At 60.4% G+C, this 12,560-nt stretch carries 9 protein-coding genes; 2 read left to right on the top strand and 7 right to left on the bottom strand.

Translation table 11 applies throughout. The features are described from left to right. Positions 1–164 precede the first annotated feature (164 nt). Positions 165–1,967: a lipid A export permease/ATP-binding protein MsbA gene (gene msbA / locus B1722_RS21640; RefSeq protein WP_041065811.1), complete on the bottom strand. Its 1,803-nt coding sequence runs from the start codon at positions 1,965–1,967 to the stop codon at positions 165–167. A 153-nt stretch (positions 1,968–2,120) separates the two neighbouring features. Between msbA and B1722_RS21635 the strand changes: the two genes are divergently transcribed. Further along, on the top strand, positions 2,121–3,983 hold the full coding sequence (locus B1722_RS21635; RefSeq protein WP_041065814.1) for a bifunctional O-antigen ligase/aminoglycoside phosphotransferase family protein: 1,863 nt from the start codon (positions 2,121–2,123) through the stop codon (positions 3,981–3,983). Continuing rightward, a complete protein-coding gene (locus B1722_RS21630) occupies positions 3,983–5,200 on the top strand; it encodes an acyltransferase (protein ID WP_041065816.1) in 1,218 nt (405 codons plus the stop codon). The genes B1722_RS21635 and B1722_RS21630 overlap by 1 nt, the downstream gene beginning before the upstream one ends. 18 nt (positions 5,201–5,218) lie before the next feature. On the opposite strand, the gene B1722_RS21625 is transcribed toward B1722_RS21630, so the two are convergent. From B1722_RS21625 to B1722_RS21600, 6 genes are read right to left on the bottom strand one after another with little or no spacing between them, the layout of a single operon-like run. After that, positions 5,219–6,103 carry a glycosyltransferase gene (locus B1722_RS21625; protein WP_086794263.1) on the bottom strand — a complete coding sequence of 295 codons (885 nt, stop codon included), beginning with the start codon at positions 6,101–6,103 and terminating at the stop codon, positions 5,219–5,221. Positions 6,104–6,117: 14 nt separating this feature from the next. Continuing rightward, positions 6,118–7,272, bottom strand: a complete 1,155-nt coding sequence (locus B1722_RS21620) for a glycosyltransferase family 4 protein (RefSeq protein WP_041065819.1) — start codon at positions 7,270–7,272, stop codon at positions 6,118–6,120. Next, a complete protein-coding gene (locus tag B1722_RS21615; RefSeq protein ID WP_086794226.1) occupies positions 7,269–8,705 on the bottom strand; it encodes a PIG-L deacetylase family protein in 1,437 nt (478 codons plus the stop codon). Before B1722_RS21615 ends, B1722_RS21620 begins: the two co-directional genes overlap by 4 nt. 8 nt (positions 8,706–8,713) lie before the next feature. Continuing rightward, positions 8,714–9,610, bottom strand: coding sequence for an antimicrobial resistance protein Mig-14 (locus B1722_RS21610; protein ID WP_041065825.1), 897 nt, complete (start codon positions 9,608–9,610; stop codon positions 8,714–8,716). Next, the gene (locus tag B1722_RS21605; protein WP_086794224.1) at positions 9,610–10,740 is read right to left on the bottom strand and encodes a glycosyltransferase; all 1,131 of its coding nucleotides are present in this window, start codon (positions 10,738–10,740) and stop codon (positions 9,610–9,612) included. The genes B1722_RS21610 and B1722_RS21605 overlap by 1 nt, the downstream gene beginning before the upstream one ends. Next, positions 10,724–12,481 (bottom strand): carbamoyltransferase, encoded by a 1,758-nt coding sequence (locus B1722_RS21600; RefSeq protein WP_041065832.1) that lies wholly within the window; start codon positions 12,479–12,481, stop codon positions 10,724–10,726. Before B1722_RS21600 ends, B1722_RS21605 begins: the two co-directional genes overlap by 17 nt. Between the last annotated feature and the right edge of the window lie 79 nt (positions 12,482–12,560).

Here is a 12,560-nt window from a genome sequence, read left to right as displayed (position 1 = left end):
GCGGTGTCCGGATTTATTCCGGTTTGGTCAAGAAGGGTAAAGGTCTGGATACAAACGACTGTGGGAGCGAGCCTGCTCGCGATAGCGGGTGAACATGCGACACGGACGTCGTCTGTTGCAGTGCTTTCGCGAGCAGGTTCGCTCCCACAGGGCAGGGCCTGGAATCAGGCGATATCTTCGGCCGGCGCATCCAGGCCCATGGCGTTGAGGCGCGCGTAGTAACCATTTTGCGCCAGCAACTGATCATGGGTACCACGCTCGACAATCCGCCCCTGATCCATGACCAGAATCAGATCGGCCTTCTCGATGGTCGACAGACGGTGGGCGATCACCAGTGTGGTGCGACCCTTCATCACCTGATCCAGCGCGGCCTGAATATGCCGTTCGGATTCGGTGTCGAGCGCGGAAGTAGCCTCGTCGAGAATCAGCAGCGGAGCATTCTTGAGCAGCGCGCGGGCAATTGCCAGACGCTGGCGCTGGCCACCGGAAAGCAAGACGCCGTTCTCGCCGACCTGAGTGTCGAGGCCTTGCGGCAGTTGCGATATGAAGTCCATTGCGTAGGCATCACGCGCGGCTTTCTCGATGTCTTCACGTGGCGCGCCGGCCAGATCGCCATAAGCGATGTTATTGGCCACGGTGTCGCTGAACAGGGTGACGTGCTGGGTCACCTGGGCGATATGACGGCGCAGATTGAGCAGCTTGTATTGCTCGATTTCCACATCGTCGATAAGGATTTCGCCCTTGTCGTGGTGATAGAAACGTGGAATCAGGTTGGCCAGCGTTGATTTGCCGCTGCCGGAGCGGCCGACCAGCGCGACCATCTGTCCCGGCTGGACCGAGAAGCTGATGTCGTCGAGCACCTGACGTTCGGTGCCCGGGTAGGTGAAGCTCAGGTTGCGCACGTCCAGGCGACCGCTCACCGAATCGCGCTCGACGGTGCCCGTATCGACTTCCGGCTCGACGTCCAGTTGCTCGAAGATGCTTTCGGCACCGGCCACGCCTTTCTGGATGGTCGAGCTGACTTCGGACAATTGACGGATCGGCTTGGGCAGCAGACCTGCCAGGGTGATGTAGGCGACCATGTCACCGGCCGAGGCGTCACCGCGCAGGAACAGCACGAGGAACATCAGCACCGCCATGGCGGTGTAGATCACCAGTTGCAGCATCGGCGTGTAGATCGCGCCGGTACGGGTCATGCGCAGTTGCTTGTCGGTATTGCTCTGGCTGGCGTTGAGGAAACGTTGCTCTTCGTAAGCCTCGCCGCCGAAGCTGCGCACCACGCGATAACCCTGGATGGTTTCCGAGGCCACATGCGTGACATCGCCCATCGCCAGCTGGATCTTCTTGCTCTGCTTGCGGAATTTCTTGCTGGCGGTGCGCACCATTACGGCGATGAGCGGCAGGATCGCGACCATCACCAGGGTCAGCTTCCAGTTCATGAACAGCAGCGAGGCAAACAGGAAGATCACCGTCATGCCTTCACGGATTACGACCTTGATCGCATCTGTTGCCGCCCCCGTGACCATGGTCACGTTGAAGGTGATACGCGAAATCAGATGACCGGAGTTATGCTTGTCGAAATAGCGGTTAGGCAGTACCAGCAGGTTGTTGAACAACTGCACGCGCAAGTCATGCACCAGCCCGAGGGAAACCTTGGCCAGGAAGTAGTTGCCCAGATACGAGCCCAGCCCCTGCCACGCGGCGATCAGAATGATCAGCAGCGGTACGGCCTGCAGCAGTTGCAGGTCACGCAGGTAAGGCACGGAGGGAAACAGTACCGCTTCAGGATTGGACAGGCCATCGACAAAGTACTTGAGGATGTAGCCGAGCATCGGCTGCGTCGAGGCGAAAATCAGAAAGCCGACGATGCTGATCAGGAACAGACTGATGTACGGCCGGACGTAGCCGAGCAGGCGGAAGTAGATTTTCAAGCTCGAAGGGCTTGCGGCGGGACTGGAGTCGGTCATATCACGCGAAAGTCGATAAAAAGGACGCTGACTTTAGCACAGCTTCTTCAGGGTTCTGGCAATCGGCGAAAGGCTGTTATTGTTATGCACCTTTTCTGCATCAAATAGCCATCACTCGAATGGTCGATCAACCTCAGGAATGAATCTCACAGCATGCAACTTCGCGGCTTCAGCGGTACGTCCAATCGAGTTTTCGATTTCATTAGCCTGTGGATACTCCCCACCGGTTATTTCCTGCTCCTGTGCGCGCTGTTCTTTTTGCCGGGCCGAAGCCTTCATCACAAGTTGTTCTACGGGCTGTTCAGCATCCCGACACTGATCGCACTGTGCCTGCGCCCGCGTGAGCTCAAGGAGCTGCTGCGCGAGCCGATTTTCATCGCGGCCCTGCTGTTCGCTGCGTGGGCGTTGCTCAGCCTCGCCTGGGGGCCAGGCGGCGAGCCGCTCGGCGGAATGTTCAAGCCGCCACTGCATACCTTGCTGCTGTTTGCCGGCTGCTACCTGTTGGTGCGCTACCGCGCCGACATCCTGCAACCTTTGCTGTTCGGCGCAGCGCTGGTCGCCCTGATTGCAACCACCATTTTCCTGTTCATGTTCGCCCGGATCTATGAACCGGGGATGCGCCTGATTGGCGGCGGCGCCTTCGATAATCCGCTGCTCAGCTCTCACCTGTTCGGGTTCTTCAGCGCCTACTGGCTGAGCGTGACCATGACCTGCAAGCGCCGCCAGATGATGTGGCTCAGCGTCCCGGCGATGGCCGTCATGTTCATGGCGGTGATCGGCACCGGCTCCAGAACGCCGCTGGTAGCACTGACCATGGCCGCGTTGTGGCTGTGTTTCATTTGCTGGAACCGACGTTCGGTAGGGTTATTGATCGCGCTGGCGCTGAGCGGCGCGACCGTTCTGACCCTGTTTGCGCAGATGATCATTGAACGTGGCGATTCCTACCGCCTGGAAATCTGGCAAAAAGTGCTGCACATGATTGCTGATCACCCCTGGATCGGCCATGGCTACAGCGCCAGCCTTTCCGTCGACCCCGGCAACGGTGTCAGTTTTCAGGAGCCGCACAGTTTTGTCCTGGGGGTCCTGTACTACGTCGGCATCATCGGCCTGCTGCCATGGCTGTTCTTCCTGCTATGGGGCCTGCTGAGCAGTTGGCGTCAGCGTGTACAGCCCATGCTGATCATTGCTTCGACCTGGCTGATATTCGGTATCGGCGCAGGCCTGACAGAAGGTGGCGGGATCATTTCGCGGCCCAAGGAGCACTGGTTCCTGCTGTGGATCCCGCTGGCACTGATCGCGGCGCTGAGCATCAATCAACGCGCGCGTCGGCTGTTGACCCTGCCCGTGCAAAAGCTGTCGGTGACAGGCCTTGAGCAATTGAGCCGCGAAGCCCGGATCATCGAAGAAGACGGCCTGGGCCCGAAAGTCCTGTGCCTGAGCGATGGCAGCTTCCTCAAACTGTTCCGTCGTCGCCGCTGGTACACCTCCGGCAGTTTCAACCCCTACTCCGAGCGGTTCGCAGTCAACAGCGAACAACTGCGCCAGATGGGGATTCCCACCCCGCAAGTATTGAACGTTTACCGTCTCGATGATGGCAGCAGTGCCGTGCATTACGCACCGTTGCCTGGCCACACCCTGCGTCAGGTGCTGCAGAGCATTACCGCCCCGGCGGTGCGTCAGGCGTTGATCGAACGCTTCGGCAAATTCATGGCGCAATTGCATGAGAAAGGCGTGTACTTCCGTTCGCTGCACCTGGGCAACGTACTGGTACTGGAAGATGGCGAGTTCGGCTTGATTGATCTGGCCGACCTGCGCATCTTCCCGACCCCGCTCAGCCTTTCGATGCGTCAACGCAATTTGCGTCATATGCAACGTTACACTGTCGACAAACGCTGGCTGTTCGAGGATCACCTCGATGCCCTGCTCCAGGGATACGCTGTGACGGCGTCCAAATCCGCAGTTGAAAACCTGCACAGGCAAGTGCTGGCCGGCAACGCCCCGGCCCGAGTTCAGTGATGATCGAAACCAATCCTCTTATTGCGCTGGCAGCCTACCTGCTGGCCATCGTCACCTCCGCGCTCCTGTTGCGCGCGGTGCCGAAAATTGCTCGGCACCTGCAGCATTCCGGCGAAAGCCGCTATGCGAGCATCGACGGTCTGCGCGGCTATCTGGCGTTTGGTGTGTTTGTGCACCATTCGATCATTACCTGGATCTTCTTGCGCACCGGCGTGATCGACTTCCCACCGAGCAACTTCTATTCGATGCTGGGCCAGGGCAGCGTCGCGCTGTTCTTCATGATCACCGGGTTCCTGTTCTGGAGCCGCTTGCTCGCGCAAGGCCGCAACCATGACTGGCTGGCGTTCGGCGTCTCACGGGTATTTCGTCTGTACCCGCTGTACCTGCCATTGATGGCGCTGGTGTTCGTCTCGGTCTTCCACTTGCAGAGCTGGCAGCTGAAAGAGCCGGGGCTGGAAGTGCTCAAGCAGGTTCTCGCCTGGCTGACGTTCGACCGCCCGGACATCAACCAGTACCGACACTCCGGCATGCTGATATCCAACGTCACCTGGACGCTGGCCTATGAGGTGTTTTTCTACCTGGCACTGCCACTCGCCGGACTGGTGTTCATCTACCGCGGCAGTTGGTTGCAAGTGGTGCTGTGCCTGATCGGCATCTACGCGCTGTACCAGATCATCGGTTGGGAGCATTCGCTGAAGAAGCACTTTCTGGCGAGCTTCCTCGGCGGTATCGCCGCCGCGTACTGGATTCGCCGCCCGGCGCTCGTGGCATGGAGCCAGTCACGCCTGGCGAGCATCATCGCCGTGCTCGCGCTGGTGATTGCGTTCACCGCGTTCAGTCGGGCGTTCAAGACTGCGCCGCTGTTTTTGCTGACGCTGTTTTTCGTGATCGTGGCGTCAGGCAACAGCCTGTTCGGCGCGCTGAAACCACGCAGCATTCGCTGGCTCGGCGAAATCAGCTACAGCACTTACCTGCTGCACGGTTTCGTCCTGTGGCTGATGGTGCAACGGCTGCCGCTGCTGCTGGATATCGATGCGCGAGAAACTTCGGTGTACCTGCCCCTGGTGGCGATCTGCACGTGCCTGCTGATTCTGATCAGCAGCGTGACCTTCCTCTATATCGAGCAACCGGGCATGGCTTCCGGAAAGAAGGTTGTGCATTGGTTGCGCCAGCGCCAGAAGGGCGAAAAGCGCCTGCCGGAGAAAGTCGCTCGCTGAGTGCGAGCGACCATGACCTCAGTCCTTTTCCAGCGGAGAAAAGAGCAAACGCCCCAAGCCGCGCCAGGTCTTCTTGTTCCAGGCCTTGAACGGGATCTGTGCCAGCAGTTCGCGGGCCAGCTTGCGATTGCGGTTGGCGGTCTTGAGGAACATCGAGTTCAGCGCCTTGAAGCGTACGTCGTCATACAGCGGATGATCGCTGAACAGCGCATAGGTGCGCAGAATGTTCTCGATCATGAAGCGATGGTTCTTGTACGAGTTGGTGGCGTGCTTGCGGTAACGCGCCATCACCACGTTCAAACCGTCAATGAAGTAACCGGCGCGGGTCACCTTCAGCTCGATGTACAGATCCTCAAGGCGAATCGTCGGATCGAACCCACCCACCTTGTCCAGCGCCTCACGCCGGATCATCAGTGTTGGCGCCGGTGGATACGGCTTGCGCTCAAGGAACATATCGTCGAAATCCAGACGGCGGAACGGTACGTCGCGGCGCTGACGCTTCTCCGGGTAAAGGCTGCCATCGGCGTGCATCAATTCGATGTTGCCGGCGCAGATCCCGACTTCGGGCTTGCCGGCCATGTACGCCACCTGGGTGGCGATTCTCTCCGGGTACATGATGTCGTCGGAGCCGAATGGCACGATCAGGCTGCCCTTCGAACGGGCGATAGCGCCATTGAGGGTATTGGTCAGGCCCTGATTCTGCTGCACACGAAAATCGAAACCGTACTGCGCCTGCAACGCGCTGATGCGTTCGACACTGTCGTCCTTCGAGCCATCATCGACCACCAGCAGCTCAATGTTCTTGTAGGTCTGATTGAGGACACTGAGGATGCTTTCCTCGATATACGGGCCGTGGTTGTACGAGGCGATAATCACGGTGACGAGGGCGTTGGCTTCACTCATGGCTTGTACTTCGCTCACGGCTGCTCCTTGCGGGCCTGTTCCAGGCCAGAATCGATCAAGTCCAGGTATTGCTGACGGAACACCTCGATGTCGTGTTGTTCTTGCAGGTAGCGATAAGCCTGCTCGCCCTTGGCCTTGAGTTCTTCATCCGATAGCGCGAGGTAGTTGTCCAGCGCGGCGACCAGACTCGGTACATCCTTGGGTGTAATCGCCAAGCCACCGGCGCCTTCGATCAGCGGCAACATGGCCGGCACATTCGAGGCGATCACCGGCAGGTGTCCGCTCATGCCTTCGAGCAACGCCAGACCGAGGCCCTCGGCCAGCGACGGCATGGTCCAGATGTCGAACGCACGCACGTATTGCAGGGCGTTTTCCTTGAAGCCCAGCAAGTGCGCACGCCCGCTCAGGCCCAGTTGTTCGATCTCGGCCGCCAGCGGAGCCTGCAGGCGCCCTGCTCCGATGATCGCCAATTGAGTGTTCGGGTATTTGTCTTTCAGTGCAGCGAACGCCTGCAGCAGATAAGTGTGCCCCTTGACCGACACCAACCGCCCCAGCGCGCCAATCAAACGCACATTCGGGTCGAGGCCCAACAGTTCGCGAGCTTTTTCGCGGCTGTGCTGCAAGCCCTCGGCCTGCTCGATGTCGATGGCATTGGTAATGGCGTAGGTGTTCTGGTCGGTGAAGCCGCAGTCGCAATCGAGCAGGTACTGTTTGACCGCCGGTGACACGCCGACGAAGCGCCAGTGCCGATCGATCAGACGCTGGGTCTGACGACGTCGGTAAAAGCGGTCGTATTCGCCGAAACCGTGGGAGATGCCAATGCACAGCGGCACTTTCAACCAGCGGTTGAGCGCCAGCATCATATTCACCGGCTTGAAGCGGTTGCAGATCACCACATCGAACTTTTCCCGACGGCAGAACTTGTACAGCTGCCACATCGCCCGCAGGCGCATGCCTTTGAGCGACTTGTCGGAAAACTCGAAGTACACCGAACGGTCAGCCCGGCTCACCGGCTCGCCCGGCCCCGGTTTGCCGCGCAGGAACGCCGCCGTGACTTCATAGCGATCAGCCGGTAACGCCTTGACGATCTGCTCGGCCAGGTCGGCGAAATCATGGGCTTTGACGTTGTAGTCGGGTTGCAGCTGCAACACCTTGGACCGTTGACTCATGACTCTCCCCGCTGATCGCCCGGTTCACCGTGCTTCAATAACCAGAACAATTCCTGGCGTCTGACCGCTTTTCGAAAAAACTCGTTTTCCCCGTATACCGAGGGTGTCCGCCCGGCGAGCAGGCGCTGAATCACGCGGCGCAGGCGGCGCTTGAATGGCGCCGGTGGTTGCAGGTCATGCATCATGCCCAGCGCCATGGCCTTGTCCCGCTGTTGTTCAAGGGACAGCGACAGGCACAGCGGCTGCATCGGCGCCGCCGCATCGAAGGCCGGCGGCAAGGCAATGCCCTGCCCGGTGTTGCCCATCGGCCAGCGGTCGTTGTCGTGCAAATGGTTGGCGTAACCGAGCAACGTCGGCTGCCAGTCGAGACTTTGGAGCGCTTGCAAAACCGCTTGCTGGGCGCAGATATGATCGGGATGCGGATCAAGGGTCGGGTGCGGCAACACAATCACGTCCGGACGGGCGCGCAGCAGCACTTCACGCAGGTCGGCCAGCAGGTTGTTCCAGGTCGGCGCACCATCGGCGTCGCCCGGCAAGGTGAACGGATTCAACTGGCGAAACAGTCGGGTATCGCTCAGATCCGCTTCGCGCGAGCCCACCGCCTGATTCGGCGCGGCCTGCATCGCCGCCAGTTGCAGGCAGAAGTAACCGAGCTGCACGCAGTGTTCCTGAGGTACGCCGGCCCAACGCGGCACGGCGAGACTGTCCCAGGCACGCAAACGGCCCTTGAGTCGCGCCGCTTCGACCTTGTTCAGGCCCATCTGCTGATAGTGCTCGGCTTCGATCTCGCCTGCGGTCAGGGTGACAATCCAGGCTTCATCGGCCTGACTGTACAAGCCATAGGCCGCCAGTTCGGCGTCGTCGGCGTGTGGTGCAATCACCATCACCCGTTGACGGCGGTAGTCCCGTTGCTCCAGCGCCCACAAAACAGGCTCGCCAGAGACCCGGCAGAAGCGCCCGCGCAAACGCAACTGACCTTGCGACAGGGTTTGTGCCTGACCACTGAGGTTCAGGTAACGCAGGCCATTGACCCCGCGTTCGAAGGTTTGCGCATCCGGATTCGCCCCGCCGAGCAGCTCGACGCGCGGATCGAGGAAACGTCCCAGCCAAGTGCTTTTAACCTTTACCGCGAGGATCAACGTCGCTTCGTCGACCAGCATCACACCTTCATCCAGACGCAATTGTTCGCCGTTCAGATGCACCTTCGGCTGCGGTGTAAACGGCGGAAAGCTGTACTGGTAATCGTCTTTCGGCGAATAGAACAGGTGATCGGCAAACCACGATTCATGGGCGATCCAGCCGACCACCGCGAGCACCAGCGGCAACCACCACGCGACCAGCACACCGAGCGCAATCAACACGATCAGGGCGATCAGCAAGGTGACGCGCTTGTTGCGGCGATGACGCTTGAGCAGTTGCTGTTTGCGGCTCATGGGCTGACTCATACGGTGAACACCGGCACGGGATTGCACCAGCGATCCTTGTATTCACGGTCGGCGCGACCGAAGGAAAACCGCAACGGCTTGTTCAGTGCTCGCGCCTGTTCCCAGGCGCTTTGCGTATTGAGGAAGCTCAACACACTGCCAGGGCTGAATTCGCGGGTCTCGGGGTCGACGCCGCCGTTGATGTACTCGACGCTGATCCACTCCGGCGCTTCGACGCGGTACACCAGTTGAATCGCGATCGGCGCATCATTGAGGAAAATCACCGAACCGATCAACAGTTCGCGCAGCAGCTCGATGACCTCGGCCATGCGCGCCGCGCCGGTGGCCGGAAAGCCCCAGCGGCGCTGGAACAGATCACAGTAGATCGCCGCCAGCTCGGCACTGGAAAACTCACTGACCGGGCGCACCAGTCCACCCGCCTCTTCCAGCAGGCGCAGTTCGCGGCGCTGGTTGTAGCGAAACTTCTTCGACAATTCTTCGGGGGTGCGGGCCATGGCCAGTTGTTCGGTCTGCAACTTGAGGCCGCTGAAGCGGTTTTCGTTGAGCGCCGACAGATAGCGTGCGCGATGGCGCAGCGGCGCCTGGGCATCGGCGGCGGCCGGCAGAATCAACTCGGCATTGCCGAGGTCGAACAGGCCTTTCTTGCCGTTGCGCTTAAGCACGTCCTTGGACAGGGCCAGGTCGCGGCCCCAGGTCGGGATTGCCGCTTTGACTTCACCGTCCTGCTCCCAGGCCAGATAGCGCACCGGGATGCCGGCCAGATCAGCCAGACGTTCGACTACCAAAGGATGCGTCGCGACGCTGCCGCCAAAACGCTGCCAGGCGCTGGCATAGGTGGAGGCGTCAACGGGCGACCAGCCACGTTCGCGCCAGCCTTGAAATCGGTTGAGCATCAGCCCCTCGGTGCCAGATCGGTAACTTGCGGCAGACGCCAGAAGGTGTCGCGCACCGCACGGTCGGAGAAACGCTCACGCAGGCGATCGAGCATCAGCTCGGCGCACTGCCGGCGCTGCTGATCATCCATACCGGCCAAATGTTGCAGGCCTTGTGCAAGGTGTCCGGCATCGCCCAGCGGGAACAGAATGCCCACGCCTTCGACCACTTCCTTGGCCCCGCCACAGGCAGTGGCGAGTAACGGCACGCCGGCGGCCATGGCTTCGAGCAGCACCATGCCGAACGGTTCGTGATCGGAGCTCAAGGCGAACACATCGAAGGCGCGGAAGTAATTGCGCGCGTCCGGCACCTGACCGAGAAACAGCACCCGGTCACCGATGCCCAGTTCGCGCGCCAGCTCCTTGAGGTCCTGCTCCAGACGGCCCTTGCCGAGAATCACCAGTTGACTGTTGCCCGGCAGACCGGGCAACGCTGCAGCAAAACCGTGCAGCAACGTGGCCTGATCCTTGTCCGGGTGCAGCCGACCGACGTTGCCGACAATGAACGCATCCGCCGCCAGACCGAGGGTCTCGCGAGCCTCGCGGGCTGACACCTGACTGGCCTGCAAGGCCGGCACATCGATGCGGTTGTACAAGGTCTGGATGCGGGTCGACGGCCATCTCGGCAGGCAGCGCCGCATGTCGTCGCGTACTGCGTCGGAGACGCCGAGCAGGCTCAGACGCTTGCGGAAAATGTGCGCGAACAGCTTGCGCGTGCCGCGTTTGTAATCGTCAAACGCGTGGTGCACGCCAATCACCGGCAGCGACGTGCCGAGCAAGGCGATGTAGATCGGCTTGAAGCGATGGGCGATGCAGAAACTGAAATTGCGTGAAGCGGCGATCTTGCGCAGATCACCGATGGCGCCCAGCTTCAGGCCACGAATGGCCTTGGAGCTGTATTCCATGAACAACACTTCATCGGAAGCACACGCTGCGGCCACCTCGCTATCGGCGGCCCCGGTCAGAAAGACCGTGGTCACCCGATAACCGGTGCCCGCGAACAGGCTGGCGTACTGCCGTGCGCAGTCGAGGAACGGCCCGTCATAGCCGTGACAGAACTGCAGCACATGGCGTTCAGCCGAGCGAGTCATAAGCGTTTGCGCCCTCTTTGACCACCAGAATGTCTTCCATGATCAGGTACTGCAGATCGGAGCCGAAGAACATGTTCAGGGCGTCGGTCGGCGAGCAGATCATCGGTTCACCACGACGGTTCAACGAGGTGTTCAACGACACGCCGTTGCCGGTGAGGTTTTCCAGCGCCTTCATCATGTCGTAGTAACGCGGGTTGTATTCGCGCTTGAGGACCTGGGCACGGGACGTGCCGTCTTCGTGGACGACTTCCGGCACGCGGGTCTTCCACTCTTCCGCCACTTCGAAAGTGAAGGTCATGAACGGCGCCGGGTGATCGATCTTGATCATCTGCGGTGCCACGGTGTCGAGCATCGACGGGCAGAAAGGCCTCCAGCGCTCGCGGAACTTGATCTGGTGGTTGATGCGGTCAGCCACGCCGGCCACGCTCGGGCAACCGATGATCGAACGACCGCCCAGTGCACGCGGACCGAACTCCATGCGGCCTTGGAACCAGGCCACCGGGTTGCCATCGACCATGATTTTGGCGATCTGCTCCGGCATGTTGTCGAGCTTGCGCCAGGTTGGCTTGTTCTCGTGACGGGCGCACGCGGCAATCACGTCTTCGTTGCTGTACGACGGGCCGAGGTAGACGTGTTCCATCTTCTCGACCGGCACACCACGGGCGTGGGACACATAGGCCGCGGCACCGACTGCGGTGCCGGCGTCGCCGGATGCAGGCTGTACGAACAGCTCTTTGACGTCGTCACGGGCGATGATTTTCTGGTTGAGCTTGACGTTCAACGCGCAGCCACCGGCGTAGGCCAGCTTGCCGGTTTCCTTGAGCACGTCGCCCAGGTAGTAATCGATCATCTGCAGCGCGATTTTTTCGAACAGTGCCTGGATGCTGGCGGCGTAGTGGATGTACGGCTCGTCGGCGATGTCGCCCTCGCGCTTGGGACCCAGCCACTCGATCAGTTTCGGCGAGAAGTAGTAACCCTTGCCCTTCTCCTTGTAGCGACGCAGGCCGATCACGTTGGCGTAGTCAGTGTTGATCACCAACTCGCCGTTCTCGAAGGAAGCCAGGCGCGAGAAGTCGTATTTGCTGGCGTCGCCGTACGGCGCCATGCCCATGACCTTGAACTCACCGTCGAGCATGTCGAAGCCGAGGAACTCGGTGATCGCGCCGTACAGGCCGCCGAGGGAGTCCGGATCGAAAAATTCCTTGATCTTGTGGATCTTGCCGTTTTCGCCATAACCGAAGAAGGTCGTGGCGTACTCGCCCTTGCCGTCGATGCCGAGGATCGCGGTTTTCTCTTTGAAACCCGAGCAGTGGTAGGCGCTGGAGGCGTGAGCCAGGTGGTGCTCGACCGGCTCGATCTTGATCTTCTTCGGATCAAAGCCCAGTTGCTCCAGGCACCAGACGATCTTGTTGCGATAACGCTTGTAGCGACGGTTGCCCATCAGGATCGCGTCGAGTGCACGATCCGGGGCGTACCAGTAACGCTTGGCATACTGCCAGCGGGCCTTGCCGAACAGGCTGATCGGAGCGAACGGAATCGCCACCACGTCAACGTCGGACGGCTTGATGCCGGCCTGTTCCAGGCAGAACTTCGCCGATTCGTAGGGCATGCGGTTCTTTGCATGCTTATCGCGGACGAAGCGCTCTTCTTCAGCCGCCGCCACCAGCTTGCCGTCGATGTACAAGGCGGCTGAAGGGTCATGGCTAAGGGCGCCGGACAGGCCAAGAATCGTCAATGCCACAGGGTCTAGCCTCTTTAGTCTGCGTTCAGGCGCGATGCGCCTTGAAAATTGATGTGCCCTCGCACCGGGCGAGAGACAG

It is taken from the genome of Pseudomonas sp. SCPG-7 (assembly GCF_002156405.1).
In the GTDB taxonomy this organism is placed as follows: domain Bacteria; phylum Pseudomonadota; class Gammaproteobacteria; order Pseudomonadales; family Pseudomonadaceae; genus Aquipseudomonas; species Aquipseudomonas parakoreensis.
Note: the sequence above shows the minus strand (reverse complement) of the source record. Positions and strands in the feature narration are given on the sequence as shown.